This is a genomic window from Planobispora longispora (assembly GCF_016863135.1).
Classification (GTDB): Bacteria; Actinomycetota; Actinomycetes; order Streptosporangiales; family Streptosporangiaceae; genus Planobispora; species Planobispora longispora.
Genome location: NZ_BOOH01000012.1, coordinates 52,039 through 78,757, shown reverse-complemented (window position 1 = coordinate 78,757; position 26,719 = coordinate 52,039). Strand labels below are relative to the sequence as shown.

At 71.9% G+C, this 26,719-nt stretch carries 25 protein-coding genes and 1 pseudogene; 9 read left to right on the top strand and 17 right to left on the bottom strand.

The annotated features are described in order from the left end of the window. Positions 1 to 79: 79 nt before the first annotated feature. The 3 genes from Plo01_RS06300 to clpS all read right to left on the bottom strand — a co-directional run bounded on the left by Plo01_RS06300 (position 80) and on the right by clpS (position 1,412). Entirely contained in the window at positions 80 to 496 is a 417-nt protein-coding gene (locus Plo01_RS06300) for a M67 family metallopeptidase (RefSeq protein ID WP_203889550.1), read from the bottom strand. 21 nt (positions 497 to 517) lie between these two features. Next, on the bottom strand, positions 518 to 1,042 hold the full coding sequence (locus Plo01_RS06295) for a DUF2017 domain-containing protein (RefSeq protein WP_203889549.1): 525 nt from the start codon (positions 1,040 to 1,042) through the stop codon (positions 518 to 520). A 100-nt stretch (positions 1,043 to 1,142) separates the two neighbouring features. Continuing rightward, entirely contained in the window at positions 1,143 to 1,412 is a 270-nt protein-coding gene (gene clpS / locus Plo01_RS06290) for an ATP-dependent Clp protease adapter ClpS (RefSeq protein WP_373871669.1), read from the bottom strand. A 64-nt stretch (positions 1,413 to 1,476) separates the two neighbouring features. On the opposite strand from clpS, the gene Plo01_RS06285 reads away from it, so the two are divergent. The 3 genes from Plo01_RS06285 to Plo01_RS06275 all read left to right on the top strand — a co-directional run bounded on the left by Plo01_RS06285 (position 1,477) and on the right by Plo01_RS06275 (position 4,263). Then, positions 1,477 to 2,760, top strand: a complete 1,284-nt coding sequence (locus Plo01_RS06285; RefSeq protein WP_203889658.1) for a nicotinate phosphoribosyltransferase — start codon at positions 1,477 to 1,479, stop codon at positions 2,758 to 2,760. Between the two features lie 104 nt (positions 2,761 to 2,864). Beyond that, positions 2,865 to 3,434: an isochorismatase family protein gene (locus Plo01_RS06280; protein WP_203889547.1), complete on the top strand. Its 570-nt coding sequence runs from the start codon at positions 2,865 to 2,867 to the stop codon at positions 3,432 to 3,434. Positions 3,435 to 3,693: 259 nt separating this feature from the next. Then, a complete protein-coding gene (locus tag Plo01_RS06275; protein ID WP_203889546.1) occupies positions 3,694 to 4,263 on the top strand; it encodes a hypothetical protein in 570 nt (189 codons plus the stop codon). Between the two features lie 15 nt (positions 4,264 to 4,278). Here the strand turns inward: Plo01_RS06275 and Plo01_RS06270 are convergent, their stop codons facing one another. From Plo01_RS06270 to Plo01_RS06245, 6 genes and pseudogenes are all read right to left on the bottom strand, one after another. Beyond that, complete coding sequence (locus Plo01_RS06270) at positions 4,279 to 6,030, bottom strand: DEAD/DEAH box helicase (protein ID WP_203889545.1); 1,752 nt, start codon at positions 6,028 to 6,030, stop codon at positions 4,279 to 4,281. Between the two features lie 231 nt (positions 6,031 to 6,261). Further along, complete coding sequence (locus tag Plo01_RS06265; protein ID WP_203889544.1) at positions 6,262 to 7,008, bottom strand: hypothetical protein; 747 nt, start codon at positions 7,006 to 7,008, stop codon at positions 6,262 to 6,264. Positions 7,009 to 7,266: 258 nt separating this feature from the next. Beyond that, entirely contained in the window at positions 7,267 to 8,655 is a 1,389-nt protein-coding gene (locus tag Plo01_RS06260; protein ID WP_203889543.1) for an MFS transporter, read from the bottom strand. Further along, positions 8,652 to 9,725, bottom strand: a complete 1,074-nt coding sequence (locus Plo01_RS06255; RefSeq protein ID WP_203889542.1) for a zinc metalloprotease — start codon at positions 9,723 to 9,725, stop codon at positions 8,652 to 8,654. The genes Plo01_RS06260 and Plo01_RS06255 overlap by 4 nt, the downstream gene beginning before the upstream one ends. A 95-nt stretch (positions 9,726 to 9,820) precedes the next feature. Further along, positions 9,821 to 10,075, bottom strand: a complete 255-nt coding sequence (locus tag Plo01_RS06250; protein ID WP_203889541.1) for a DUF3039 domain-containing protein — start codon at positions 10,073 to 10,075, stop codon at positions 9,821 to 9,823. 159 nt (positions 10,076 to 10,234) lie between these two features. Continuing rightward, positions 10,235 to 11,846: pseudogene (locus tag Plo01_RS06245) on the bottom strand (DHA2 family efflux MFS transporter permease subunit); the annotation flags it as partial. Between the two features lie 153 nt (positions 11,847 to 11,999). On the opposite strand from Plo01_RS06245, the gene Plo01_RS06240 reads away from it, so the two are divergent. Continuing rightward, entirely contained in the window at positions 12,000 to 12,689 is a 690-nt protein-coding gene (locus Plo01_RS06240; protein ID WP_203889539.1) for a TetR family transcriptional regulator, read from the top strand. Between the two features lie 47 nt (positions 12,690 to 12,736). Here Plo01_RS06240 and Plo01_RS06235 read toward each other — a convergent pair whose 3' ends face one another. The 6 genes from Plo01_RS06235 to Plo01_RS06210 all read right to left on the bottom strand — a co-directional run bounded on the left by Plo01_RS06235 (position 12,737) and on the right by Plo01_RS06210 (position 18,892). After that, positions 12,737 to 13,315: a YqgE/AlgH family protein gene (locus Plo01_RS06235; RefSeq protein ID WP_203889538.1), complete on the bottom strand. Its 579-nt coding sequence runs from the start codon at positions 13,313 to 13,315 to the stop codon at positions 12,737 to 12,739. 83 nt (positions 13,316 to 13,398) lie between these two features. Next, complete coding sequence (locus tag Plo01_RS06230) at positions 13,399 to 14,811, bottom strand: NAD-dependent malic enzyme (RefSeq protein ID WP_203889657.1); 1,413 nt, start codon at positions 14,809 to 14,811, stop codon at positions 13,399 to 13,401. A gap of 115 nt (positions 14,812 to 14,926) precedes the next feature. Beyond that, complete coding sequence (locus tag Plo01_RS06225; RefSeq protein ID WP_203889537.1) at positions 14,927 to 15,556, bottom strand: cytidylate kinase-like family protein; 630 nt, start codon at positions 15,554 to 15,556, stop codon at positions 14,927 to 14,929. Between the two features lie 52 nt (positions 15,557 to 15,608). Then, a complete protein-coding gene (locus Plo01_RS06220; protein ID WP_203889536.1) occupies positions 15,609 to 16,541 on the bottom strand; it encodes a tetratricopeptide repeat protein in 933 nt (310 codons plus the stop codon). Positions 16,542 to 16,586: 45 nt separating this feature from the next. Then, positions 16,587 to 18,254, bottom strand: a complete 1,668-nt coding sequence (gene icmA, locus Plo01_RS06215; protein ID WP_203889535.1) for a coenzyme B12-dependent isobutyryl-CoA mutase large subunit — start codon at positions 18,252 to 18,254, stop codon at positions 16,587 to 16,589. A 122-nt stretch (positions 18,255 to 18,376) separates the two neighbouring features. Beyond that, on the bottom strand, positions 18,377 to 18,892 hold the full coding sequence (locus tag Plo01_RS06210; protein WP_203889656.1) for a MarR family winged helix-turn-helix transcriptional regulator: 516 nt from the start codon (positions 18,890 to 18,892) through the stop codon (positions 18,377 to 18,379). Positions 18,893 to 19,304: 412 nt separating this feature from the next. Between Plo01_RS06210 and Plo01_RS06205 the strand changes: the two genes are divergently transcribed. Beyond that, positions 19,305 to 20,573 carry a hypothetical protein gene (locus Plo01_RS06205; protein ID WP_203889534.1) on the top strand — a complete coding sequence of 423 codons (1,269 nt, stop codon included), beginning with the start codon at positions 19,305 to 19,307 and terminating at the stop codon, positions 20,571 to 20,573. A 42-nt stretch (positions 20,574 to 20,615) separates the two neighbouring features. After that, on the top strand, positions 20,616 to 21,278 hold the full coding sequence (locus Plo01_RS06200; protein ID WP_239315927.1) for a DUF4230 domain-containing protein: 663 nt from the start codon (positions 20,616 to 20,618) through the stop codon (positions 21,276 to 21,278). A 61-nt stretch (positions 21,279 to 21,339) separates the two neighbouring features. On the opposite strand, the gene meaB is transcribed toward Plo01_RS06200, so the two are convergent. Together meaB and Plo01_RS06190 are read right to left on the bottom strand one after the other, a co-directional pair. Beyond that, entirely contained in the window at positions 21,340 to 22,290 is a 951-nt protein-coding gene (gene meaB / locus Plo01_RS06195; RefSeq protein WP_203889532.1) for a methylmalonyl Co-A mutase-associated GTPase MeaB, read from the bottom strand. A 101-nt stretch (positions 22,291 to 22,391) separates the two neighbouring features. Next, entirely contained in the window at positions 22,392 to 23,576 is a 1,185-nt protein-coding gene (locus tag Plo01_RS06190; RefSeq protein ID WP_203889531.1) for an acetyl-CoA C-acetyltransferase, read from the bottom strand. A gap of 83 nt (positions 23,577 to 23,659) precedes the next feature. Here Plo01_RS06190 and mce point away from each other — a divergent pair, with 83 nt between their 5' ends. The 3 genes from mce (at position 23,660) to Plo01_RS06175 (ending at position 26,552) form a co-directional block, all read left to right on the top strand. After that, positions 23,660 to 24,088, top strand: a complete 429-nt coding sequence (gene mce / locus Plo01_RS06185) for a methylmalonyl-CoA epimerase (RefSeq protein WP_203889530.1) — start codon at positions 23,660 to 23,662, stop codon at positions 24,086 to 24,088. Between the two features lie 189 nt (positions 24,089 to 24,277). Next, positions 24,278 to 25,558, top strand: a complete 1,281-nt coding sequence (locus Plo01_RS06180; protein ID WP_203889529.1) for a DivIVA domain-containing protein — start codon at positions 24,278 to 24,280, stop codon at positions 25,556 to 25,558. A gap of 346 nt (positions 25,559 to 25,904) precedes the next feature. Continuing rightward, the gene (locus Plo01_RS06175; protein ID WP_239315925.1) at positions 25,905 to 26,552 is read left to right on the top strand and encodes a hypothetical protein; all 648 of its coding nucleotides are present in this window, start codon (positions 25,905 to 25,907) and stop codon (positions 26,550 to 26,552) included. The last annotated feature ends 167 nt before the right edge of the window (positions 26,553 to 26,719 follow it).

The window sequence follows — 26,719 nt, the reverse complement described above, 5'->3', positions numbered from 1 at the left end:
GCCGGACATCACACCGGATCCGTGCCGGACGTCACACCGGCTTGCGCATCGGACGTCACACCGGGGCCCACGCCGGACGTCACACCTGGGTGATCTTGACCTCTTCCTCGGTCACCACCCCGTCGAGGATGCGGTAGGACCGCAGCTCCACGCTCTCCCCCAGCTCCTCGCGCGTGGAGACCAGCACGTAGTGGGCGTTCGGCTCGGAGGCGTAGCTGATGTCGGTGCGCGAGGGATACGCCTCGGTGGAGGTGTGGGAGTGGTAGATGACCACCGGCTCCTCGTCCCGGTCGTCCATCTCGCGCCAGACCCGGAGCTGCTCCTTGGAGTCGAACCGGTAGAAGGTGGGCGACCGCTCGGCGTTCTCCATCGGGACGAACCGGACCGGGGTGTCCGAACCCTCGGGACCCGCGATCACCCCGCACGCCTCGTCCGGGTGGTCGGCCCGGGCATGCGCGATGATCTTGTCAACCAGTTCCTGCGAGATCGTGAGCATGCCTGGAAGCTACCAAAGCGCCTACCAGAGGGCGCGGACCAGGGTGTCCTGGAGATAGGTCAGCCAGTCGTAGGTGACGAACGCCGGATAGCGGGGGTCGTCCTCCGGCATCCCGGCGAGCTCATCGTGGATCTCCTCGGTCACCTCCAGCCGGGTGCCGAGCGCGAGCCGCACGTCGTTCAGGGCCCGCATCCACGCCTGGGCCTGCTCCCGGGTGAGCTCCACCGTGCCGGGCGCGGCGCTGTCGAGCATGGTCCGCGCGTCGGCCCGCTTGCCCTCGCGCAGGGTCGTCTCGGTGTAGCGGCGGAACTCCGCCGACAGCTCGTGGTCCTCGTACGCCGAGGGGAACAGCCGGGCCAGCACCGGGTCGGTGGGCTGCTCGGACGGACCGATGCCGAGGGCGCGCTCCAGCGGGTCGTCGCTGCCCGGGCCCGGTTCGACCAGCTCGAGGATCTGCGAGAGCAGCGACCGCAGGATCGAGACCTCCGCGGCGTCGAAGCGGGCGATCACCCCGCCCTCGCGCCCCGGCTTGAACCCGCTGCTCATCGGCCCCCCACCGGCCCTCGCACGCCGCCCACCGTGTTCCTTCCGCCGTCGCTCCCGCCGCCGGTTCTCCCGGCCGCCGCCGCCGTCTCCCCCGCGGGGTTCACGACTGCTTCTGCACGGTGGCCCACAGGCCGTAGGAGTGCATGATCTGAACGTCGCGCTCCATCTCCTCGCGCGTGCCGCTGGACACCACGGCCCTGCCCTTGTGGTGCACGTCGAGCATCAGCTTCTCGGCCTTCTCCCGGGAGTAGCCGAAGACGGCCTGGAAGACATAGGTGACGTAGGACATGAGGTTGACCGGGTCGTTCCAGACAATGGTCAGCCACGGCAGATCGGGCCGGACGTCCATCGACGGACGCTCGACCTCCATCGGAGCAGTGCTACCCACATCCACCAGTCTGCCCTACGCCGGGCTTAGTCTTCGACTCGTGATGATGACCATGAGCACGGCGTTGCTGACGGATCACTATGAGCTGACGATGGTGCAGGCCGCGCTACGGAGCGGGGCCGCCTCGCGGCGGACGGTGTTCGAGGTGTTCGCCCGGCGGCTTCCCGGCGCCCGGCGGTACGGGGTGGTGGCCGGGACCGGCCGGGTGCTGGACGCCCTGGAGCGCTTCCGGTTCGGCGACGAGGAGATCGCCTTCCTCCGGGACAACCGGGTGGTTGACGAGCCCACCCTGGACTTCCTGGCCTCCTACCGTTTCTCCGGCCGGGTGCGCGGCTATCCCGAGGGCGAGTGCTACTTTCCCGGCTCCCCCATCATGACCGTGGAGGGCACGTTCGCCGAGGCCGTGCTCCTGGAGACGCTGATCCTGTCGATCTTCAACCACGACTGCGCGATCGCCACCGCCGCCTCCAGGATGGTCCACGCCGCCGGTGGGCGGCCGCTCATCGAGATGGGCACCCGGCGCACCCACGAGATGTCTGCGCCGGCCGCCGCCCGCGCCGCCTACCTGGCCGGATTCGCCGCCACCTCGAACCTGATGGCCGGCCGCGCGTACGGCCTGCCCACCGCGGGCACCGCGGCCCACGCGTTCACGCTGCTGCACGACTCGGAGGAGCAGGCGTTCGAGGCCCAGCTCGCCGCGCTGGGCACGGGCACCACGCTCCTGGTGGACACCTACGACGTGGAGCAGGCCGTGCGGACCGCGGTGGAGCTCGCCGGGCCGGAACTGGGCGCGGTCCGGCTCGACTCCGGCGACCTGGGCGAGGCCGCCCACGAGGTGCGCAAGCAGCTCGACGCGCTGGGCGCGCACCGTACCCGCATCCTGGTCACCAGCGACCTCGACGAGCACGCCATCGCGGCGCTGGCCGCCGCCCCCGTGGACGGCTACGGCGTCGGGACCTCCCTGGTCACCGGCTCGGGCTCGCCCACGGCCGCCCTCGTCTACAAGCTCGTCGCCCGCGAGGACGCCTCCGGCGTCATGCGCGCGGTGGCCAAGAAGTCGGTGGGCAAGCCGAGCCGGGGCGGGCGCAAGGACGCCTTCCGCGAGCTCGACGGGACCGGTACGGCGGCCGCCGAGCTGGTCCTCACCTCCGGCGCCGCGCCGGCCGGGGCCCGCCCCCTCCAGGTCGAACTGGTCCGCGACGGCGAGGTCGTGGGGCGGGAGAGCCTCGCCGACGCCCGGGCCCGGCACCGCCGCGCCTTCGCCGAGCTCCCGGCCGTCGCCCACCAGCTCTCCCGGGGCGACGTGGCCCTGCCGACCGTGTTTGACTAGCCTCGTGGTTCCTCAGGGCGGCCCCTGACCGTTCCCGGCACGGGAACCACGGCGGGGAAGGGATTCCCCGCCGGGTGAACCAGGCAGGCCCCGATAGGAGAGCGATGGCAACCGCGCTGATCATCGTCGATGTCCAGAACGACTTCTGCGAGGGCGGCAGCCTCGCGGTGAACGGAGGCGCGGAGGTCGCCGCCGCCGTCTCCCGTCACGTCTCCTCGCACGCGTACGACCACGTCGTGGCCACCCGCGACTACCACGTCGACCCCGGCGACCACTTCGCCGCCGAACCCGACTTCGTGCTCTCCTGGCCCGCGCACTGCGTGGCCGGCACCCCCGGCGCCGACTTCCACCCCGCCTTCGACACCGGCCGCGTCGAAGAGGTGTTCAGCAAGGGCGCCCACTCGGCCGCCTACAGCGGTTTCGAGGGCTTCTCCCCCGACGGCACCGGCCTGGGCGTCTGGCTCGCCGATCGCGGGGTGCACGCGGTGGACGTCGTCGGCATCGCCACCGACCACTGCGTGCGCGCCACCGCCCTCGACGCGGTCGAGAACGGCCTGGCCGTCCGCGTGCCGCTGGAGCTGACGGCCGGCGTCGCCCGCGAGACCACCGAGGCGGCCCTCGCCGAGCTCGACTCCGCGGGGGTCATCCTGACGGGCGCCCCGATCGTCCGCTAGACCCTGTCCGCAGCTCACCCCGATCGTCCGCTAGACCCTGTCCGCAGCTCACCCCGATCGTCCGCTGGATCCTGCCTGCGGATCTCCGCCGCGGAGCGTCGACCGGGTGGCCGCGGCGGACGGGAAGGGTCGCCGGCAGGCCCCTGACCGGGTATCCGATCGGCCACCCGCCGTCAATCAAGCGGCAAACACGGGCACCGCGCACCGCGACCGGAGTATGACGGAGAGTTGACATCCTCATACTCGCGGTGGTGACTTCATGCTCCTGCTCGGCGTCCTGTGGCTGGTCCTGACTCCTGCGTGCCTGTGGTTCCTCGTCCGCGGGCGCGGCCTGCCCCGGGCGGGCGCGCTGCTCACGCTGGCGGGACTGGAGGCGGCCACGATCTGGTTCGACGCGGGAGCCGGGCCCCGGACACCGCTCGCCCAGCCCGCGGCGAGCTCCGCCGGCCCCGCGAGCTCCGCGAGCTCCGCGAGCTCCGTCACGCAGCCCTCCGGGGCGGCCGCCCCCTGCTCCGGCCGGCTACCCGTTCCCGAGCGGGCGAAGCTGGTCGCGCACGAGGACGGGATCCGGGCCGTGGCGCTCTCGTGGACGGCCGCGCCGGACGAGTGCGCGACCGCCACCGTCGTCCTCCGGCACCGGAACCAGCGGATCAAAGTGTGGCTGTCGGAGGGGCCGGGCGGTCACCGATCTCCCGACGCCTTCAGGGTTCCGGTGACCGTGTCGGACGGGGTGGCGTCCGCGCGGGTGCGCCTGGCCCCGCCCCTGCCCGGCGGGACCGGGCTCACCACCGTCGACGGCCGCACCGGCCGCCCCATCGCCCTGCGCTGACCCCTCCCGGCCCGGTCATCGCGAGCGCTGGGTGGCCCAGGCCCGGATCTTGTCGATCCGTTCCTGAACCTGCTCCGCGGTCGCCTGCGCGATGGCGGGGCCGCCGCAGGCGCGGCGGAGCTCGGCGTGGATGACGCCGTGCGGCTGGCCGGTGCGGTGGTTCCACGCGCCGACCAGGCCGTTGAGCTCCCGGCGGAGGCCGGCGATCTGCTCGTGCGGGGCGAGCTGGGACTCCTTGGGCTCGGACGCCTTGCGCTTGGCCTTGAGCTGCTCGGACTGACGCTTGCTCAGCAGGGTGCGGACCTGGTCGGGCTCCAGCAGGCCGGGCAGGCCGAGGAAGTCCTCCTCCTCCGGCGAGCCGGGCTCGGCCGCGGCGCCGAACTCGCCGCCGTCGAACAGCACCCGGTCGAAGGTGGCGACCGCCTCCAGGGTCTCGAACGGCAGCTCGTCGCCGACGACGTCCGGGTTGTCCTTCTTCCGGTTGGCGTCCTCGACGAGGAAGTCGTCGAGCCCCTCCTCGGGCAGCTTGCGGTCGAGCACGTGGTCGCGCTCGGCCTCCATCTCCCCGGCCAGGCCCATCAGGTTGGGCACCGACGGCAGGAACACCGAGGCGAACTCGCCGCGCTTGCGGGCCCGGACGAAGCGGCCGACGGCCTGGGCGAAGAACAGCGGCGTCGAGGTGCTCGTGGCGTAGACCCCGACGGCCAGGCGGGGGATGTCGACACCTTCGGAGACCATTCGGACCGCGACCAGCCAGCGGTCCTGCGAGGCCGAGAACTGCTTGATCTTCTTGGACGCCTCGGGGTCGTCGGAGAGCACGACCGTGGCGCCCTCGCCCGTGATCGCCCGCAGGTGCCGGGCGTAGGCGCGGGCCGTCTCGTGGTCGGTGGAGATCACCAGGCCGCCCGCGTCGGGCACGCCCTTGCGCACCTCGGACAGGCGCCGGTCGGCCGCGTGCAGCACCTGGCGGATCCAGTCGCCCTTGGGGTCGAGCGCCGCCTTCCACGCCTGGCCGAGCTGGTCCTTGGTGAGCGGGGTGCCGAGCGTCGCGGCGATCTCGTCTCCGGCGCGCGTCCGCCAGCGCATCTCGCCGGCGTAGGCCAGGAAGATGACCGGGCGGACGACGCCGTCGGCCAGCGCCGGGCCGTACCCGTAGGAGTAGTCGGAGACGCTGCGCCGCACGCCCTCGCCGTCCTCGGCGTAGGTCACGAACGGGATGGGGTTGACGTCGGACCGGAACGGCGTGCCGGTCAGCGCCAGGCGCCGGGCGGCGGGCTCGAAGGCCTCCCGCACGCCGTCGCCCCAGGCCTTCGCGTCGCCCGCGTGGTGGATCTCGTCGAAGATGATGAGCGTCTTGCGCGCCTCGGTGCGGGCGCGGTGCAGCGCCGGGTGCATCGAGACCTGGGCGTAGGTGACCGCCACGCCGATGTAGTCGCGCGAGGTCGCGCCCTGGCTGTTCTTGAACTCGGGGTCGATCGGGATGCCGACCCGGCCTGCGGCGTCCGCCCACTGCCGCTTGAGGTGCTCGGTGGGGGTCACGACGGTCACCGCCCGGATGACGCCCCGGGACAGCAGGTCGCTCGCGATCCGCAGCGCGAAGGTCGTCTTGCCCGCGCCCGGCGTGGCGACCGCGAGGAAGTCGCGTGGCTCGCGCCTGCAGTAGAGGTCGAAGGCCTCCTGCTGCCACGCGCGCAGCTTCGGCGCGGTGCCCCATGCGGCCCGGTCGGGGTATGAGGGTGACAGGTGGGACGCGGCGGAAGTGCTCACCCGTCCCTCCCCGCCCGCCGGCCCGTCGAGGCGTTCACGGCACCGCTGTGTCTGATGGCTCGCTCGCTTCGCTCACTCACAATTGCTCCAGCGTAATCGCCAGCACCGACAAGACGTGCCGATCATGCGAGATCCCCGTCAAGGTCGCCTCCCTGCGACAGCCGCTTCCCGTCCCGTACGGTGGCCGCCGCACGGGACCGGCCGGCCGCCCTCCGCCCTTCCGCGCCGCCGTCACTCCCGGCGGATTCCCGCGATCACCTGGTCGATCGCCGCGTGCACCCGCGGGTCGTCCGACTCGGCCACCGCGACCACGACGACCGGGGCGCCGCCCGGTCCGGTGAGAAGCACCACACGCAGGTAGGCCGGGCGGTTCACCAGGTCGCGGTACTCCGCCCGGAGGGTGCGGCTGTGCCCCGTCCACCCGCCCGCGGAGACCGACCGGTCGTCCTGGACCTTCACCTCGTCGCCGTGGAGCAGCAGCCTGGCGTACAGGTCGGCGAGCCCGGCCGTGGCCTCGCGCGGGTCGGCGGCCGGTTCTCCGGGCCCGACCATCACCGTCACCGTCCGGCCGTCTCCGGCCGCCGAGGTGAACCCGGTGACCGGCGGCACCGCGCCCTGCCGCCATCCGGCGGGCAGCGGGTAGCCGACGCCCGCGGCCCGGTCGCTCACCCGGGCGGCCGGGGAGGCCGGGGACAACGCCCGCGCCACCAGGAAGACCACGCCCGCGACGGTCCCCGCGCACACCGCCAGGGCGAGCAGGCCGAGCAGGAAACGGCGCAGGCCGCGGGGGATCCGGTGCCGGGAGGGCGCGGCGGGCGTGCCGTACCAGCGGGCCGAGGGGGGCAGGTCCTCCTCGGCGGGCGACGCGGGCGGTCTCGCCCGTCCGGGACCCCACCCGGACGACGCGGGCCGCCCCGCCCGTCCGGGACCCCACCCGGGCGCCGCGGACGGCCGTGCCCGGCGCGGGGGTTCGTCCACGGAGCCTCCTCCCGGCGGTCACGGCCTTCCCGTCCTACCATGACTCCGCGAGGGCGATCCGGCCATAGGCGATCATCGGTATGGGCGGGTGACCGGCCCGTGCGGGCGCGGACGGCGGCGATCCGGCCCCGGCCCCGGTCCCGGCCCCGGCCTCAGACTCGCGCGCGGCCCCGGACTTGGACCCGGCCTCAGACTCGGCCTCAGGCTCAAACTCGGCCTCAGGCTCAAACTCGGGCCCGGGCTCAGACTCGGGCCCGGTCAGGACACGTCGCGCATGCGGCCGGCGACGACCATCCCGAGCACCCCGACGGCCGCCGTCATGGCGACGATCGCGGTGTAGCCGGTGGCGATGTCGTCGTGGCCGATCAGGTTGACCAGCACGCCGCCGAAGCCGATGGTCAGCGAGCTGCCCAGGGTGTCGATGACCTGGAGCGCCGCGGAGTTCGCGCCCTGCTCGGCGTCGGGCGACTGGCGCATCGTGGTGATGCTCACGCTGGGCATGCCGACGCCCATGCCGAGCCCGGCCACCAGCCAGGCGGGAGCCATGATCCACCCGGTCATCCCGGGGATGAACGCGAGCAGGGTCAGCAGGATGCCCGCGGTGACCGCGGCGGCGCCGAACCGTACCAGCCTGGGGCGGTCCCAGTCGTGACGCGCCTGCATGTAGGAGCCGCTGCTCCAGCCCAGGGCGCCGACGGTGAGCGCGACCCCCGCCTTGGTGAGGTCGAAGCCGAACTCCTCCTGGAGCACCAGCGGGATGAAGGCGTTGACCCCGAAGAAGGCCCCGCCCAGGACGCCGCGCATCATGACCGTGGTGGGCAGGCCCCGGCCGAAGCGGAGCGCCCCCGGCGGCAGCAGCCGGGGCAGCCCGACGGCCAGAGCGGCCAGCCCCGTCGCGGTCATGATCCCGCCGAGCACCGGGCGGGTGTGCAGCAGGTCCGCCCCGTAGAGCAACACCGCGGCGCCGACCGCCGTCCCCAGCGCCGCCAGGGTCATCGGCAGCGGCCTGGACCGGGGCCCGGTGCCCGGGACCGGCGCCTCTCCCTCACCGCCGCGCAGCGCGGGCAGCAGCATCACCAGGGCGGGGATCACCAGCGGGACGATCCCGTAGAAGACCCAGCGCCAGCCGACCGTCTCGGCGATCAACCCGCCGACGCCGGGCCCGATCAGGGCGGGCAGCACCCAGGCGGCCGAGAGCGCGGCGAAGATCCGGGGCCTGGTCTCGGGGGCGTAGACCCGCGCGATCATGACGTAGATCGCGACGATGGCGAACCCGCCGCCCAGTCCCTGGACCGCCCGGGAGGCGATGAACACCTCCTTGGACCAGGCCGCGCCCGCCAGGGCCAGGCCCACCGTGAACAGGGCGACGCCGAGCAGGAACGGCACCGCGTGCCCCCGCCGGTCGGACCAGAGCCCGGCGGCCACGTTGGCGAACAACCCGGCGATCAGGAACGCCGAGAAGCTCATGCCGTACAGGTTGAGCGCCTCGAGATCCGCGGAGGCCGCGGGCATGACCGCACCGATGGACATGCCCTCGAAGGCGATCAGGGTGATGACGAGCAGGATGCCGAGTGAGGCCGTGCGGTAGCGCGGGCCGAAGATCCGAGGGGGTTCGTATGGAGCGTCAAGTGTCTTCGGTGCTGTCACCTGTCAAGAGTAATGTCCTGGTCCGTCTGCCGGTACACGGCCCAGGCCTCCCGCATGCGCAGCGCCTGTCCCTCGGTGAACTCCGACATGCAGGCGTCGGCGGAGTAGTCCATGAAGTTGTGGATCGGGTCCGGGCCGCTCCCCGGGCAGGTGTCCTTGCCCTCCGGGCAACCCTCGGTGGGGTGCGCCTCGGGCGGGGTGTCGGCGATCGCGTCCCCGGGCCCCTGGCAGCCGTTCTCGAAGGTGTGCAGCAGGCCGAGCCAGTGGCCGATCTCGTGGACCCCGGTGTAGCCGCGGTCGAAGTCGCGCAGTGATCCGCCGGGCAGGCTGCGCCAGTCGACGACCACGCCGTCCAGGACGGGCGCGCCGGCGTACTGGTGCGGATAGGTGGAGTAGCCCAGCACCAGCCGGCCGAGCTGGGCGACGTAGAGGTTGAGCGTCTCGGGACCGCCCCGGCGCATCTGCTTGATCGCCTGCTCGTGGGAGAGCGGGTCCCGGAACCAGGCGGGGTTGTCCGTCCTGGTCAGGCCGGCGAGCCGGAACCTGATGCCGGTGTCGGCCCCGCCGAGCCGGCCGCCGTAGGCGGCGTCGAGCACGGTCATCTGCTCGCGCACGGCGCTGTCGGAGGCGCCCCGGGGGCCGTCGGTTATGACGTGGATCCAGGTGGGGACGGTGACCGGCTCCCGATCGGTCCGGCGCAGCGCCGACCTGCGAGCGTCCAGATCGGCGATCAGCCCGGCGACCTGCTCCGGCCCGGGCGCGCGGGGCTCGGGCCCCCGGCCCGGTCCCCTGCCCGCGGTCCGCGCGGCGTCCGGGCACTCATCGGAGCCGGACCCGGCGGAGCGCGCGGGAGCGGCGCCCGGGGCCGGGACGAGCCACGGGGCGGAGACCGCGCCCGGGACCGCGGCGGACGCCGGGGCGGAGAGCGCACCGGGAGCCGCGGCGGATGACGGGGCGGAGAGCGCCCCCGGGGCCGGAGCCGGCGGCGAGGCGGGGGCGGCGTCCGCGACGTGCGGCGCGCCCGCCGACAACAGGCATGACGAGACGACGGCGATCGCGCGCGCGAACATGATTCCCCCGATGAATCACCCGGTCAGGCCGGATGTCGCCCTTCAGCGACATCCCGACCGTAACCTCATCGGGGGCGATCAACCGGGAGCAACACTCACTCCTTCTTGTCGTCGTCTCCGCCCTTCGGCAGCCCTTCGTAGATCTCCTTGCACTCGGGGCAGACCGGGAACTTCTGTGGGTCCCGGTTCGGCACCCAGACCTTGCCGCAGAGCGCGCGCACCGGCGTCCCGGTGAGCGCGCTCTCCATGATCTTGTTCTTCTCGACGTAGTGGGCGAACCGCTCGTGGTCGCCGTCGCCGTGCGACAGGTTCGGCCGGACGTCGCTCTCAGGAAGAATCTTCGTGCTCACCCGTCGATTTTATGCGGCCGGGGTCTCGCGGTCTTCTCCGGTGTCTCCCGGCGGCATCTGTGCGCGCGGGCGCGACCGTCCCCACATGCGGGTACGGCTCCCGCCAGGAGATGGCGGGAGCCGTACCGGAAAGAGCCGGGACCGGGCCGGGAGGGCGTGGCCTCTCCCGGCGGACGGGCCGGGATCAGCCCATGTGGATCGGGGCGCCCTCGGTCTTGCGGCCGGCCTTGACGACCAGCGCGAGCAGAGCGGCGAGCACCGCGACGCCGGTGCTGAACTGGAAGGCGAGGTGCATGCCGTCCAGGAAGGAGGAGTTCACCGCACCGGCGATCGCCTGGACCACCGGCTCGGGGGTGCCGGGGGCGGCGCCGGACTGGGCGAAGTTCGCCCCCTCCTCGACGAGCGCCATCTGCTCGGGCGGGAGCTGCGGCAGCTTGGCGGCGCTCCAGTAGCCGGGGAGCACCTCGCTCACCTTGGCGGCGACCACCGCGCCGAGCACCGCGGTGCCCAGCGAGCCGCCGACCTGCATCGCCGACTGCTGCATGCCGCCCGCGACCCCGCTGAGCTCCTCGGGGGCGTTGCCCACGATGATCTCGGTGGCGCCGACCATGACGGGCGAGAGGCCGAAGGCGAGCAGCACGAACGGGATCGCGCTGGCCGTGTAGCCGTCCTCCACGCCCAGGCGGGACAGGAGGAACATCGCGGTGGCGGTGATCAGCATGCCCACCGCGATGGGGATCTTCGGACCGAACTTGCTGATCGCCGCGCCCGCCAGCGGCGAGGCGACGATCATGCCCGCGCTCATCGGGAGCATGCGGATGCCCGCGTCCAGCGGCGACAGGTCGTGCACGCCCTGGAAGTAGAACGTGAGGAAGAACATGGCGCCGAACATCGAGAACGCCATCAGGACCATCAGCAGCGTGCCGACGGCGACCGACAGGTTCTTGAACAGGCTGAGCGGGACCAGCGGCTCGGCCGCCTTGCCCTGCCACCAGACGAACGCCGCACCGACCACCACGGCGCCCGCGAGGAAGGCGATGGTCTTGGTGTCGCCCCAGCCGTACTCGGGGGCCTTGATGATCGCCCAGATGAGGCAGAACATCGCGCCCGACAGGAGCACGACGCCGAGCCAGTCGACCTTGGACAGGGACTCGGCCCTGCTCTCCTTGACGACGAGCGCGCCCACGATCATCGCGACGATGCCGACCGGGACGTTGATGAAGAACACCGACTGCCAGTTGACGTGCTCCACCAGCAGGCCGCCGACGATGGGGCCGGCCGCGCTGGACAGGCCGATCGTGGCGCCCCAGATGCCGATCGCCATGTTGAGCTTCTCGGCCGGGAACGCGGCGCGGAGCAGGGCGAGCGCGGCGGGCTGCAGCAGCGCGCCGAACAGGCCCTGGAGCACGCGGAAGGCGATCAGCATGCCGATGGAGTCGCTCAGGCCGATGGCGAGCGAGGTGAGCGCGAAGCCGGCGATGCCGATCATGAAGATCCGCTTGTGCCCGAACAGGTCGCCGAGCTTGCCGGCGGTGATCAGGAACACCGCGAGGGCCAGCAGGTAGCCGCTGGTCACCCACTGCAGATCCTCGAGGGAGGCCTTGAGCTCGGCGCCGATCACGGGGTTGGCGATGGCGACGACGGTGCCGTCGAGCATCACCATCATCACGCCCAGCGAGACCGCCAGCAGAGTGAGCCAAGGATGACCCTGCCTGGACGATTTGCCCGGTTCAGATGGCGGCGGTGCCACCACCGTCTTGGCATTTGCCATGGAAGGGTTCCCCCTGTTCACGTAGGTAGGTCCCAATTTGGGACATCAGCTCGGGTAATTTATGTCAGGAGCTGACAGATGACAAATCCTTTTATGAGGCAGTCTCTGACTTGTGGCAGACTGTGAAGTCCATGTTGCGAGGAGGTGACAGCCATGAGTCAGCCCGGCCTACGTGAGCGCAAGAAGCAGAGAACACGGCTGGCACTCATCGACGCCGCCCTGGAGCTGTTCGCCGCCCAGGGCTACGAGGCCACGACGGTCGACCAGATCGCGGCCGCCGTGGACGTCTCGCCGCGCACGTTCTTCCGCTACTTCGCGACCAAGGAGGACGTCGCGCTCTCCCTTCCCGTCGACGGACAGGAGGTCATGCTGAGGGAACTCGCCGGCCGTCCCGCCGGGGAACCGCCCTTCACCGCGCTCAGCCACGCCATGCGCGCGGTCGTCACCGAGCTGCAGCGCGGAGACCTGACCGAGACCGCCCGGTTCCTCAAGGCCCGCGAGCTGATCGAGAACACTCCGGCCCTCTTCGCCGGAAGCGTCCGCCGGATGATGGAGAACGAGCAGCGGCTCATCGCCGAGATCGCCCGCCGCGAGGGCTCCTCACCCGACGATCTCCTCCCCCACTTCGTGGTCTCCCTGTTCACCACCGTGGCGCGCGTCGGCTTCGAGTCCTGCCACCCCCGGAGCATCGAGGACCTGCCCGCCTTCGGCGAGCGCCTGGAGCAGATCCTCTCCCTGGCCGAGCGCTCCCTGCGCCCCGGCTGGGACCGCGGCCCTGTCGACGGCGACGCCGACGCGCCGCGGGTCCACGGCGACGCCGACGCGCCGCGGCCCGGGGACTGACGACCGGCGCCTTCCCGCGTCGCGCTCCGTCGCGGGCCGGGGGAGGGTCAGTTCATCGAGGGGTCGTCGGGGCAGGTCGCCACGTAGGCGAGTTCTCCGCGCTGGCGGCGGAGGACCGCGCGCCACAGGGTCTCGGGGGTGTCGTGGAAGGTGTCTCCGGGCTCGGAGTCCACCACGTACCACGCGCCCTCGCCGATCTCGGCCTCCAGCTGTCCGGAGGTCCATCCCGCGTATCCGGCGAAGATCCTCATCTGGGCGATCTCACCGGCGAGGATCTCCGGCGGGGCGTCGAGGTCGACGGTGCCGAGGCGGGACACCGAGGCGTTGCCGGTGTGCAGCCGCCGCCAGCCCAGCGGCTCCTGGCCGCTCGGGACCGCGGCCAGCGCCAGGGCGCTGTCGGTCTGCACCGGACCGCCCTGGAACAGCACGGACGGGCTGGTGACCAGCCCCTCCCAGGTGGGCAGCACGTCGGTGACCGAGATCTCACTCGGCCGGTTGAGCACCACGCCGAGGGTGCCCCCGGCCTCGTCGTGCTCCAGGATCAGGACCACGCAGCGCCGGAAGTTCGGGTCATCGAGCTTCGGGGTCGCCACGAGGAGCCCGCCCACATAGATCGCCTCCGCCATCCCTCCATGATGATGGGTGGAGTCCGTCGCGCGCCGCCCCGCCCCCGCAATTCACCGGCGGGAGCGGGTGCGGAGCCGGGCGGTCACACCTCGGTCATGCCGGTGCGCGCACGGCCGCCGGCCGACTCGCGCACGGCCGCCGCGACGGCGCCCGCCACGTCCGGGTGGAACACGCTGGGGATGATGTAGTTCGGGCCGAGCTCCTCGGCGGTGACCACGGCGGCCAGCGCCCGGGCCGCCGCCAGCAGCATCTCCTCGTTGACCACGCTGGCCTGGGCGTCGAGCAGCCCCCGGAAGACACCGGGGAAGGCCAGCACGTTGTTGATCTGGTTGGGGTAGTCCGAGCGCCCGGTGGCGACCACGGCCGCGTGCTCGCGGGCGTCGTCGGGCGAGACCTCCGGCTCCGGATTGGCCAGCGCGAAGACCACGGCGTTCTCGGCCATCGTGGCGATGTCGTCGCCGTTGAGGATGCCGGGGGCGGACACTCCGACGAACACGTCGGCGCCCTTGACCGCGCCGCGCAGGTCGCCGGAGTATCCCTCGCCGTTGGTGTGCTCGGCGATCCACCGCAGCGAGTCGTCCAGGTCGTCGCGCCCGAGGTGGACGGCTCCCCGGTAGTCGCAGACGATCACGTTGCGCGCGCCGGCCGCGAGCAGCAGGCGCAGCACCGCCGTACCGGCCGCGCCGGCTCCGGCCAGGGCGATGCGGACGCCGGACAGGTCCTTGCCGACCACGCGCAGCGCGTTGGTCAGCGCGGCCAGGACGCAGATCGCGGTGCCGTGCTGGTCGTCGTGGAAGACCGGGATGTCCAGCAGCGCCCGCAGCCTCCGCTCCACCTCGAAGCAGCGCGGCGCGGAGATGTCCTCCAGGTTGATGCCGCCGAAGCCGGGCGCGATGAGCTGGACCGTCCGGACGATCTCGTCGACGTCCTGGGTGTCCAGGCAGATCGGCCAGGCGTCGATGTCGGCGAACCGCTTGAACAGCGCGGCCTTGCCCTCCATGACGGGGAGCGCGGCGGCCGGGCCGATGTTGCCCAGGCCGAGCACGGCCGAGCCGTCGGTGACCACGGCGACGCTGTTGCGCTTGATCGTCAGACGGCGGGCGTCCTCGGGGTTGCGGGCGATCGCCATGGAGACCCGGGCGACGCCGGGCGTGTAGGCCATGGAGAGCTCGTCACGGTTGCGCAGCGGCACCTTCGACTTCATCTCGATCTTGCCGCCGAGATGCATGAGGAAGGTCCGGTCGGAAACCTTGTGGATGACCACGCCCTCGACGTCGTCGAGATTGTCGACGATGGCCTGGGCGTGGTCGGTGTCACGCGCGGCGCACGTGACGTCGATGCGCAGGGTCTCGTGCCCCGCGGTGGTCACGTCGAGCGCGGTGACCACGCCCCCGGCGGACTCAACGGCGTGAGTGAGCTGGCTGACGGCCTTGCCACCGGCCGGCACCTCCAGCCGCACGGTGATGGAGTACGACACACTCGGCACAGTGGCCACAGTCAATCTGCTCCTTTGCGACTGACCTGGTTCAGGATCCCTCCATCGTGCCACTCCCGGGCAGGTGTCCGCGCCGCCGCCCGCCGACCGCGGGCCGGGAGCGCGCCGGAAACGCTCAGTCGAGCGCCTGCGACGCGGTCGCGATCAGCTCGACGCAGGCGTCCACCGGGATGACCGTGCTGTCCACGACCAGGTGGTAGAGGTGGGGTGAGGCGGGGTCGGCGCGGTAGAAGTGGCGGACGTAGGCGGTGCGCGCCCGGTCGTTGTCCTCCACCAGCTTGCGGGCCTGGCGCTCGCTCAGGCCGGTCAGCGCCGCCGTCCGCAGGATCCGCCGCCGGGGCGGGGCGTCCAGCCGCACGTGCAGCGCGCCGGGGTGGTCCGCCAGGACCAGCGCCCCGGCCCGCCCGAGGATGACCCCGCCCTGCTCGTGCGCGACCTGCTTGATCACGTTCTCGGTGTGGACGGCGAAGTCCTCGGGCGAGGGCGGCAGGGCCCCGGGCAGGTAGACGTCCACCCCGCCGAAGGTGGCCGTGGGCAGCCGCGAGGCCCCCGACAACAACCAGCCCAGCCCGTGCTCGGAACGGTCGTCGTGGGAGAGGGCCTCCTCCAGCGTGCAGCCCAGCTCCGCGGCCACCGCGCCGGGAATGGCCCGGTCCACGAACGGCACGCCGAGGCGCTCGGCCACCGCGGGGCCGATGACGCTGCCGGCGGTGCCGTACGTCGCGGAGATGGTGACGACCCTCACACCGTGTTCATGCCCGGCGAAACATCCCTGTATGACAGTTTTCAGCCGTTAATTAGAACAGGGCGGACGCCAGGCTCCTGCGGGCCTTGACGACCGACGGGTCGTCCGCCGGAAGCGTGTCGAACAGGCCGAGCAGGTGCACCCGGGCCCGGTCGCGGCCGTCGCCCGCGGTCCTGCGCACCACCCCGACGAGGCGGTCGAAGGCGGCGTCCACCTCTCCGGAGAGCATCTCGAAGTCGGCGGCCAGGAGCTGGGCCTCGACGTCGGCGGGATCGCCCAGGCGGCGCTCCAGCTCGGCGGGGTCGACGCTCTGGGTCCGGCGGATCAGGCCGAGCCCGGCCAGGCCCAGCTTGGCGTCCTCGTTGTTCGGGGAGCGGGCCAGCAGCCGTTCGTACGCCGCGGTCGCGCCGTCGAGGTCACCGGCGTCGATGGCGCGCTCCGCGTCGAGGATGTCGGGGTCCACCGGCGCCTCCTCGGGGCGGGCGCCGATCCCCTCCTCCTCCCCGGGCGGCGGGAGGTACTGGGCCAGGGCCTCCATGAGCTGGACGAGCCAGTCGCGCAGCTGCTCCTCGGTGGCGATGCCGGGGACGACCGCGACCGGCTGCCCCTGGAAGATGGCGTAAAGGGCGGGCACGTTCTGCACCCGCAGGGCCTGGGCGATCTGCCTGCTGACCTCGACGTCCACCCGGGCCAGCGTCCACCGGCCGGCGTTCTCCGCGGCCAGTTTCTCCAGCAGCAGGCTGTACTGCCTGGCCTGTTCGGCGCGGGTGACGGTGAGCTCCAGCAGCACCAGGCTGTTCATGGAGCGTTCGACGACCTCGGTCGCGAAGTTTGCGTCGTCGACATCGACGACCTGCGCCGGAGCGCCGCCGGTTTCCTGCGCGACGGCCTCCCGCCTCGCCTGCGCCTCCAGCGCCTGCTTGCGCGCGCCGAGGTCCACGGCACCGTACAGCGATCCGGGTCGAGTAAAGTCCGCTGGGCTCATGACTCCAATCCTGCCGCATCACGGGCCCGTCACGGACCGCGAGACCTAGAAGCGGGCGGGTTCGGTGTAGACGCCCCAGACGTCGCGGAGGGCGTCGCAGATCTCCCCCAGGGTGGCCTCGGCGCGGACCGCGTCGAGCATGGTGGGGATCATGTTGCCCTCGCCCCTGGCCACCTGGACCATCGCGGCCAGGGCGGCGTCCACGGCCGCCTGGTCGCGGGTCCTGCGGCGTTCGGCCAGGACGCGGTTCTGCTCGCGCTCGACCTCGTGGCTCACCCGCAGGATCTCCAGGGGTTCCTCGGCGGAGGCCGTGTGGCAGTTCACCCCGACGATCCTCTTCTCGCCCTTCTCCAGTTTGCGCTGGTAGTCGAAGGCCGCCTCGGCGATCTCGGACATGAACCAGCCGTCCTCGATGCCGCGCAGGATGCCGGAGGTCATCGAGCCGTCGGAGCCCATGTCCCGGATCTTCGCGAAGATCTCCTCGGCCTCCGCCTCGATGCGGTCGGTGAGCGCCTCGACGTACCAGGAGCCGCCGAGCGGGTCGGCGACGTTGACGACCTCGGTCTCCTCCATGATCACCTGCTGGGTGCGGAGCGCGATCTCGGCGGCCTTCTCGCTGGGCAGCGCGAGCACCTCGTCCAGCGCGTTGGTGTGCAGCGAGTTGGTCCCGCCCAGCACGGCCGCGAGCGCCTCGATCGCGGTGCGGACCACGTTGTTGTACGGCTGCTGCGCGGTCAGCGAGACCCCGGCCGTCTGGGTGTGGAAGCGCAGCCACTGCGCCTTGTCCGTCGTGGCCCCGTAGACGTCGCGCATCCACCGGGCCCAGATCCGCCGGGCCGCCCGGAACTTGGCGATCTCCTCGAAGAAGTCGATGTGCGCGTCGAAGAAGAACGACAGCCCGGGGGCGAAGACGTCGACGTCGAGGCCGCGGGACAGGCCCAGCTCCACGTAGCCGAACCCGTCGGCCAGGGTGAAGGCCAGCTCCTGCGCGGCCGTGGAGCCCGCCTCGCGGATGTGGTAGCCGGACACGCTCAGCGGCTTGTAGGCCGGGATCTCGGCGGCGCAGAACTCCATCAGGTCGCCGATCAGCCGCAGATGCGGCTCGGGGGCGAACAGCCACTCCTTCTGCGCGATGTACTCCTTGAAGATGTCCGTCTGGAGCGTCCCGTTGAGCCGGCCGACGGAGACTCCCTGCCGCTCGGCGGCCACGACGTACATGCAGAAGATCGGGACGGCCGGGCCGCTGATCGTCATGGAGGTCGTGATGTCGCCCAGCGGGATGCCGTCGAACAGCAGGTCCATGTCCAGCGCGGAGTCGATCGCCACCCCGCAGTGCCCGACCTCGCCGAGCGAGCGCGGATCGTCGGAGTCGCGCCCCATCAGCGTCGGCATGTCGAAGGCCACGCTCAGCCCGCCGCCGCCCGCGCCCAGGATCATCTTGTAGCGCTCGTTGGTCTGCCGCGCGTTGCCGAAGCCCGCGAACTGCCGGATGGTCCAGGCCTTGCCCCGGTAGCCGGTGGCGTGCAGGCCCCGGGTGAAGGGGTATTCACCGGGCCAGCCGATGCGCTCGAACCGGGGGTCGTCCCCGGCGGGCCCGTAGGCCGGCTCCACTTCGAGGCCGGAGAGCGTCCGGAACTCCGACTCCCGCTTGGCGGCCTTGTCGAAGCGCGCCTGCCAGCGCGCCCGTCCCGCCTCGATCTCCTCGGCGTTCATCGCCCACCCCTTCGTCCGGCTTGTGGCCTCCGAAAAATACTAGGACGTCCTAGTATTTCTTGGCCAGCGTCAGCCGGGAGGAGTTCTCCGCCCGCGAGCGCGGCGGTGATTCGCCCGGAGGGTCAGCCCTGCCCGCCGGGGGCCTGATCCGCGAAGTCGCCGGCGGCCACCCGGAGGGTCCGCAACAGCTCGAACAGCTGCTTCAGCTCCGCCTCGCCGTACATGGTCATGGCGAAGTCCGCGCCCATCAGCGCCCCCGTCGCCTGCTCCACGACCTCCCGGCCCCGGTCGGTGATCTCCGCCAGCACCCCACGGCCGTCGCGGGGGTTGCGCATCCGGCGGACCAGCCCGGCCCGCTCCAGACGGTCCACCGTGTTCGTGACGCTCGTCGGGTGCACCATCAGCCGCTCGCCGATCCTCGACAACGGCAACGCCCCCGTCTTGCTGAAAGTCAGCAAAACCAGCGCCTCGTACCGAGCAAAGGTCAAGTCATACGGTTTGAGTAGCGTGTCCAGTTGCGCCAACAGGATCTGATGCGCTCTCATGATCGAGGTGACTGCGGCCATGGCCGAGGACGGCCCGAAGCGGGCGCGCCACGTCTCCGCGGCGCGCTCGATGGGGTCGAACGGCAAGTTCAGCTGACCGGTAGCCACAGGGCTACGGTAGCGCGGCCCCGTCCCGGTTCATCCGTATACGTACAGCAATCAGAACGATGGCTTCACCAAGAACCCGGACATCAAACGTCACACTCAGTTATGGTTCCCACATCGAATGGTGAGGCCGTGACCAAGTGGTCACGTGCGCTCAGTCCGGTCCGCGGGGGGAAGCGGGCCGGACCGGATGCCCTGGGGACCGGCTCCGCACATTCACGGCACGGGGGGTGCTTGATGAACGATATTCCAAAGGCGTCTGAACGGCCTGTCGATTCCGGCTCGCAGATCGGCTCCGGCTCGGCCCGTGGCCCGGCCGGCACGGCGTGGGCCCGGCCCGCGCTGAACGGTGCGTGAGCACAGGGGCGTTTCACGCGAAGAACTCCAGCAGAGCGCGTTGGTGGCGGTCGCCGTCCTTCTCGTGCTCGGCCTGGTCGCGGCGTGGAGCGTCCTCATCCCGGGCGTCAGCGCGTGGGAGAACATCATCGTCGCCCTCATCGGCTCACTCCGGCTCACCGGACCGGTCGCCGCGGCGTTCGCCGCCTGGGTGGCGGTCCGCAGGCGGCGCGGGACCGGCGGCCGGGCCCTGACGCCCTGGCAGGCGGTGCGCGCGCCGCTGGCGATCCTGGTGGTGGTCATGGGCTCCTTCACCGCCACCGTGCTGGTCCTGGCGGTCAAGACCATGCTCACCGAGCAGGCGGGCCGCCTGCTCCCCAGCGGCCTGGTCATGAGTGTGGCCGGGCTGGCGCTGTACGTCACCATCGGCTGGGTGACCGGCTGGCTGCTCCCCTGGACGATCACTCCGGTGTTCGCCGGGATCGGCTGCTACGCGCTGTTCGCCTGGCTCTCCGAGGGATCGAGCTGGGCCGACCGGCTCGTGCCCGGCACGCGGCAGCCGTACGACCTCTTCCAGGGGCTGAGCTCGGCCGCCTTCGCCGACCAGACCCTCTGGCTGCTGGGCATCAGCGCCGCGCTGCTGCTGGGCTGGGCGGCGGTGGTGACCCGCCAGGCACTCGTGCTGGCCGCCGCGCTGCTGGCGGTGCTGGCCGCCGGGGCCGGGCTGTCCCGGCTGCTGACCGAACCGCAGTCCGTCTCGGCCGAGCGGGTGGTCTACAGCTGCCAGGAGTGGCCGATCATGGTCTGCGTGCATCCGGGGATGCGCACCGGGCTGGACGAGCTCGGCTCGACGTTCATCAAGATCGCCTCAAGGCTGGCGGGCACGCCGGGCGAGTTCTCCCGGGTGGAGCAGCGCCCCCGGCGCGACGGCGCCCCTCTCACCCCCGGAACGGTCCCCGTGCACGTGGACGACCTGGCCGCCGGGTTCGCGGACCGGGCCGCCGACGAGTTCGTGGACGGCCTGGCCGCCAAGTGCGACAGGACGCCCTCGGCGGGCTACCGCGACGTCGTGACCGCCTGGCTGCGCGGCGAGCCGCTGCCCGGCGGGCCGCTCCCCGAGCACCGGTACGCCGCCGCGTGGTTCTCCGGCCTGACCGAGACCCAGCGGCGCGACTGGCTCCGCCTCCACTACGCCGACTTCGTCGGATGCCGTCTGCAGAACGTCCACTTCGGCGGCCACCCGGCCAGAGCCGGGGCGGCGGAGACCGGGCGATGGCCGGAACGGGTGGGGCAGCGCGCCGCCACAGACAAGATCGGCATAGGCTCTACGTGAGAAACCCGCCGTCCGGGGAAGGGGACCGCCGTGAAGGCTCGTGTGGAAGCACCACCCGCCGCCCCCTCGGCGCCCCGCAGGCGCCGCTGGCGCCTGCTGGCCGGGCTCCTCGTCGCCGCGGTCCTCCTCCTCGTCGGCGGCCGGCTCGCCTGGTCGTGGATGAACCCGTTCGGTGAGACCACGGTCGACCGCAGCCAGCCCGTCCTGCTGCAGTCCATCCACAACCTCAGCCGGTTCGAGGCGGCCACCGGGAACTTCCAGGTCATCGTCGACCTGGAGAAGGACGCCGACTTCCTGCCCGACGCGGTCAAGGGCACCCGGACCCTCTTCGTGGGGGCGGGCGGCGTCGACGCCTACGTCGACTTCAGCGGCCTCGCCAAGGACGCGCTGACCGTCTCACCCGACCGGACCGAGGTGACGGTACGGCTCCCGCGCGCCCAGCTGGAGAAGCCCAACCTCGACAACCGGCGTTCCTACGTCTACGCCCAGGAGCGCGGGCTCTTCGACCGGGTCTCCGACTTCCTGTCGTCCTCCCCGAGCAACCAGCAGGAGCTCTACGTCCTGGCCGAGAAGAAGATCGCCGAGGCGGCCCTCGCGAGCGACCTGCGCAACCGCGCCGACCAGAACACCAAGATGATGCTGCAGGGCATGCTGACCGGTCTCGGCTTCGAGAAGGTCACCGTGAAGTTCGCCGACGAGACCTGAGCGAGCGCCCGGCCGAGGCGGATCCTCGGTCCAGGGCAGTTCCTCAGTCCGGGGCGGATCCTCAGTCCAGGGCGGCCAGCAGTTCGTCGGCCGCCGAGTAGGGGTCGAGACCGGCCTCCACGACGCGCCCGGCGAGCGCGTCGAGCCTCCGGTCCCCGTGGAGGTCGGCGAACCGGGACCGCAGCGCGGTCAGGGCGATGGCCTCGATCTCCTCACGCGCCCTGGCGTGGCGGCGGCGCTCCAGCTCGCCCGAGGCCTCCAGGTACGCCAGGTGCTTGTCCAGGGCCTCGACCACCTCTTCGCCGCCCTCTCCCCGGTAGGCCACCGTCGGCACGATCGGCGGCTTCCAGTCCCGCTCGACCAGCGCGATCATGTTGCGGAGCTCGCGGATCGCCGCCTGGGCGCCGTCGCGGTCGGCCTTGTTCACCACGAACACGTCGGCGATCTCCAGGATGCCCGCCTTGGCGGCCTGGACGCCGTCGCCCATGCCGGGGGCGAGCAGCACGATGGTGCTGTCGGCCAGGGAGGCGATCTCCACCTCGGCCTGGCCGACCCCCACGGTCTCGACGAGGACGACCTCGCAGCCCGCGGCCTCCAGCACGCGCAGCGCCTGCGGCGTCGCCCAGGACAGTCCGCCCAGGTGACCCCGGCTGGCCATCGACCGGATGAACACCTCGGGGTCGGTGGCGTGGTCCTGCATCCGCACCCGGTCACCGAGCAGCGCCCCGCCGGTGAACGGCGAGGACGGGTCCACCGCGAGCACGCCGACCCGCAGGCCCCGCTTGCGGAACGCCCGGACCAGCATCCCGGTGGAGGTCGACTTGCCCACCCCGGGCGAGCCGGTCAGCCCGATGATCCGGGCGCGGTTCGGCCGGTCGGCGCAGAGCCTCGCGGTGATCTCCCGCAGCAGCGGCGAGCCGTTCTCCACCAGGGAGATCAGGCGGGCCACGGCGCGGGGCCGCCCCTCGCGCGCTCCCGCGATCAGGACGTCCAGATCCACGCCCAGGTCCATGCCGCCTCCGTACCCTCGATCAGATCACACACCGGATCGCCGACATCATGAGACCCGCCCGCGGCCGGAGATCCACCGGCGTCCGCGGGCGGGTCCGGACGTCAGGCCGAGGGGACGCGGATGATCAGGGCGTCGCCCTGGCCGCCGCCGCCGCACAGCCCGGCCGCGCCGAGCCCGCCGCCGCGGCGCTTGAGCTCGTAGGCCAGGGCGAGCACGATGCGGGCGCCGGAGGCGCCGATCGGGTGGCCGACGGCGATGCCGCCGCCGTTGACGTTGACCTTGTCGAGCGAGACGCCGAGGTCCTTGGCGGACTGCAGCACGACCTGGGCGAACGCCTCGTTGATCTCCAGCAGGTCGAGGTCGTCGACCAGGAGCCCCTGCTTGCCCAGGGCGTGCTTGACGGCGTTGGCCGGCTGGGACTGCAGCGAGTTGTCGGGACCGGCCACGTTGCCGTGGGCGCCGATCTCGGCCAGCCACTCCAGGCCCAGCTCCTCGGCCTTGGTCTTGGACATCACGACCACGGCGCAGGCGCCGTCGGAGATCTGCGAGGCGGAGCCGGCGGTGATCGTGCCGTCCTTGCTGAAGGCGGGGCGCAGCCTGCCCAGGGCCTCGACGGTGGTGTCGGCCCGCACTCCCTCGTCGGCGGTGACGACCACCGGGTCGCCCTTCCGCTGCGGGATCGGGACCGGGACGATCTCGTCGAGGACGCCGTTCTTGATCGCCTCCGCGGCGAGCCGGTGGGAACGGGCGGAGAACTCGTCCTGCTCCTCGCGGCTCCAGCCGAGGCGGGCGTTGTGCCGCTCGGTGGACTCGCCCATGGACACCTGGTCGTAGGCGTCGGTGAGGCCGTCGTGGGCCATCGAGTCGACGATGTCCGCGCCGCCGTACTTCACTCCCCTGCGCAGGCCGGGCAGCAGGTGCGGGGCGTTGGACATCGACTCCATGCCGCCCGCCACGACGATGTCGAACTCGCCCGCCCGGATGAGCTGGTCGGCGAGGGCGATCGCGTCCAGCCCGGACAGGCAGACCTTGTTGATCGTCAGCGACGGCACGGTCATCGGGATCCCGGCCTTCACCGCGGCCTGGCGGGAGGGGATCTGGCCCGCTCCGGCCTGGAGGACCTGCCCCATGATCACGTATTGCACGGCCTCGGGGGCGACGCCGGCGCGCTCCAGCGCGGCCTTGATGGCGATGCCGCCGAGCTCTGCGGCCGTCAGGCTCGACAACGAGCCGAGGAGACGGCCGATGGGGGTACGAGCTCCGGCGACGATGACGGAACCAGACATAGAGGGGCCTCCCTGGCAGGAAGTGGGGCGACTTTGCCACCATACCCATGAGTACAGGAACGACTGCCATGGAGGTTGGCCCTATGTTCATGCGTATCGACCATGTGGGAATCGCCTGCCACGACCTGGAAGAGAAGATCGCGTTCTTCGAGCGGACCTTCGACCTGACGGTGGTGGCGCGCGAGGTCAACGAGGAGCAGGGCGTCAAGGAGGCCATGCTCCACATCGCCGACGGCGAGGGGGGCGGGTCCTACATCCAGCTCCTGGAGCCGCTGGGCCCCGACACGCCCGTCGGGAAGTTCCTGGCCAAGCGCGGCGAGGGAGTGCACCATGTTGCCTTCGGAGTCCCCGACGTCGCGCGGGCTCTGGAGGAGATCGGCGGAAAGGGGATCCGCCTCCTCGACGAGAAGCCGCGTCACGGATCGATGGGCTCCTCCATAGCTTTTCTGCATCCCAAGGACGTGGGCGGGATGCTGACCGAGCTCGTCCAGGCTCCTGACCAGGGACAGTAGCTCCGCCGAACACAAGGGAGACTCATACGTAACAAGTCGCGCAGATAGCCAGAGGGGGCCGCCAACGAGGCAACAGCGGAGTACGCTGGCCTATCAACCGGACGTGGGTCCACCAGGGATCCTGCCTCGGATGTCTCCAGCCCCCGTCCAGCCCGTGTAGCCGTCTCGCCAACCCAGGATCGAGCCTCCATGCAGTCCGACATCGACGCCCAGCTCAACAACTTCTTTGAGGACGCCCCCGCCCGGGAATTCGACGTGGTGCTCCGTGGCTATGACCGGCACCAGGTTCACGACTACCTGAAGCAGCTCGACACCGAACTGCGTCAGGCCCGGGAGCAGGTCACCGGCCTGCAGCGGGATCTGAGCGACTCCCAGCGCCAGCTCCAGGAGCAGGAGAGGCCGACCTACTCCGGCCTCGGCGCCCGCATCGAGCAGCTGCTCCGTCTCGCCGAGGAGCAGGCCACCGAGCTCGTTCAGGCCGCCCGGTCCGAGGCGAACGAGATCAAGGCGGCCGCCAAGGTGGAGGCCGCCGACATGCGCGCCGCGGCCGAGAACGAGGCGGCGGAGAAGCGCGCCCTCGCCACCCGCGAGGCCGACGACATGCGCGGGACCGCCGAGCGCGAGGCCGAGGAGATCCGCTCGACCGCCCGCCGCGAGTCCGAGGAGCTCACCTCCACCACCGAGCGCGAGGTCGCCAAGCTCCGCGCCACCGCCGACCACGAGGTCGCCGAGAAGCGCGCGGACGCCGAGCGCGAGATCGCCAAGCTCCGCACCACCACCGAGCGCGAGGTCGCCCAGCTCCGCGCCTCGACCAAGCGCGAGCGCGACGAGATCCTCACCACGGCCAAGCGTCAGGCCGACGAGATGCGGGCGCAGGCCCAGCGCATCCTGGAGGAGTCCGAGGCCAAGCGGGCCCAGGACGAGGCCGAGTTCGAGATCCAGCTCGCCGCCCGCCGCGAGGAGGCCGAGCGCCAGGAGGCCGAGCGCCACGCCACCGCGCAGGCCGCCACCCAGAAGCTGGTCGCCGAGGCCGAGCAGCGCGCGGCCACCGCCGAGCAGCGGGCCACCAAGGCCACCCAGCAGGCCGAGCAGACCCGCCGCGAGGCCGACACGCACGCCAAGCAGCTGCTGACCAACGCCCGCAAGAACGCCGACCAGATCGTCTCCGAGGCCAAGAGCAGCGCCGAGTCGATCGTCTCCGAGGCCAAGGCCGAGGCCGAGCGGAGCCGCACGGTCGCCCAGCGCCAGGTCGACGAGCTCACCCGCCAGCGCGACAGCATCACCAGCCACCTGGCCCAGCTGCGCCAGCTGCTCGGCGGCGCGCCGCTCCCCGCGGCCGACCCCGAGCCCGCCGTCACCGCGGCCCCGGCCAAGCCGGCCATCGCCGCCGCCAACGGCAACGACAAGCCCGTCCCGGCCGCCGCGAAGGCGGAGAAGGCCGACGACGACGCGGAGTGGTGGCAGGAGTAACGCGCCCAGGCTCCACGACGTTGACGACGGCTACAGGAGAGCCCGGTGACCTTCACGGTCGCCGGGCTCTCCTTTTTTCGTCTCCGGGCTCGCCCCCGTCCGGCGGGACGCCGCGCGCAGGCGATCGGTGAGCGGGTGACGGGCCGGACCGCGGCGCGGTCGGGTTAGATGGAGGCGACGACATCGAGAGCGCTGAGCGCCACAGCGTCAGAAGGGGCTCGAGTGATCATCTGGTTGAGCAGCGCCTTCGGGGCAGGCAGCCGTGTCACCGCAGGGGGCCTTTCGCCGGACGGCCGGGACGGCGCATGACACGGGGTGTCCCCGCGGCCGTGAGCGTGTCGCAGGCATGGTGATCCGCAAACGCGCCCCACGCTCCGCGCAGCGCATCGACGTGACCCGCCTCCCCGACGACGTCGTGGCACTCATCGACGCCCTCGAACCCGGCGAGACCCTGGTCCTCACGCGGGACGGCGCGTCGATCGCGACGATCTCCAGCACCGTCGACGTGGTCCGAGGCGCCGTCGTCGATCGCGACGCCTCAGATGAGGCCGACGACCGAGAACCGGTCGACGACGAGAGCGTGACGGTCGTGGCCACCGCGATGAAGCTGTCGACCGCGGCCCGGGTCGCGCTGTCGAACCAGCTCGGGGCGGACTACGTGGTGCTCGACATGCACGCCGCTCCCGCGACGACCGATGTGCTGCTGATCCCTCCGGGCAGCCCGCAGCTGATCTCAGCGCTCCGATCGATGTTCCCGAAAGCCCGCGTCATCGTCACCGAAATCGAGGACCGCGAACTCGGGGTTCAGTACCACGGCCCGGTCCGGCGGCTGCTCGACGCCGGCGCCGAGGCGTACCTGCCCCCGGCCGACCTCCCGCTCCTGGCCAGGCAGCTCGACTACACGCTGAATCACGGGCGTGAGATCGCCGGCGGCGCCGCGGCACGACTGCAGATCGCACCGGCCGCGGAGCCGGCGGACCCAGACGGCGAGTGACCCCGCGCCGCTTCGCCGGACCGTCGGGCGGCATACAGCGGGCGGGGGCGGCGGCGTACAGCGGGCGGCGTACAGCGGGCGAGAGCTCATCCGGTGAACGGCCCGCCGGTTTATCGTGGCCGGCCCGGAGCATCCGCCCCGGGGCGGGACGCGTCACGAGACCCGTC

What these genes read in the sequence shown, in the direction of transcription:
- Plo01_RS06300 (WP_203889550.1), bottom strand. Translation starts at nt 496, where the DNA reads ATGCTCACGATCTCGCAGGAACTGGTTGACAAGATCATCGCGCATGCC.
- Plo01_RS06285 (WP_203889658.1), top strand. Translation starts at nt 1,477, where the DNA reads ATGACCATGAGCACGGCGTTGCTGACGGATCACTATGAGCTGACGATG.
- Plo01_RS06180 (WP_203889529.1), top strand. Translation starts at nt 24,278, where the DNA reads ATGCAGTCCGACATCGACGCCCAGCTCAACAACTTCTTTGAGGACGCC.
- Plo01_RS06220 (WP_203889536.1), bottom strand. Translation starts at nt 16,541, where the DNA reads ATGAGCCCAGCGGACTTTACTCGACCCGGATCGCTGTACGGTGCCGTG.
- Plo01_RS06280 (WP_203889547.1), top strand. Translation starts at nt 2,865, where the DNA reads ATGGCAACCGCGCTGATCATCGTCGATGTCCAGAACGACTTCTGCGAG.
- Plo01_RS06240 (WP_203889539.1), top strand. Translation starts at nt 12,000, where the DNA reads ATGAGTCAGCCCGGCCTACGTGAGCGCAAGAAGCAGAGAACACGGCTG.
- Plo01_RS06190 (WP_203889531.1), bottom strand. Translation starts at nt 23,576, where the DNA reads ATGTCTGGTTCCGTCATCGTCGCCGGAGCTCGTACCCCCATCGGCCGT.
- mce (WP_203889530.1), top strand. Translation starts at nt 23,660, where the DNA reads ATGTTCATGCGTATCGACCATGTGGGAATCGCCTGCCACGACCTGGAA.
- icmA (WP_203889535.1), bottom strand. Translation starts at nt 18,254, where the DNA reads ATGAACGCCGAGGAGATCGAGGCGGGACGGGCGCGCTGGCAGGCGCGC.
- meaB (WP_203889532.1), bottom strand. Translation starts at nt 22,290, where the DNA reads ATGGACCTGGGCGTGGATCTGGACGTCCTGATCGCGGGAGCGCGCGAG.
- Plo01_RS06235 (WP_203889538.1), bottom strand. Translation starts at nt 13,315, where the DNA reads ATGGCGGAGGCGATCTATGTGGGCGGGCTCCTCGTGGCGACCCCGAAG.
- Plo01_RS06255 (WP_203889542.1), bottom strand. Translation starts at nt 9,725, where the DNA reads ATGTTCGCGCGCGCGATCGCCGTCGTCTCGTCATGCCTGTTGTCGGCG.
- Plo01_RS06275 (WP_203889546.1), top strand. Translation starts at nt 3,694, where the DNA reads ATGCTCCTGCTCGGCGTCCTGTGGCTGGTCCTGACTCCTGCGTGCCTG.
- Plo01_RS06295 (WP_203889549.1), bottom strand. Translation starts at nt 1,042, where the DNA reads ATGAGCAGCGGGTTCAAGCCGGGGCGCGAGGGCGGGGTGATCGCCCGC.
- Plo01_RS06175 (WP_239315925.1), top strand. Translation starts at nt 25,905, where the DNA reads ATGGTGATCCGCAAACGCGCCCCACGCTCCGCGCAGCGCATCGACGTG.
- clpS (WP_373871669.1), bottom strand. Translation starts at nt 1,412, where the DNA reads ATGGAGGTCGAGCGTCCGTCGATGGACGTCCGGCCCGATCTGCCGTGG.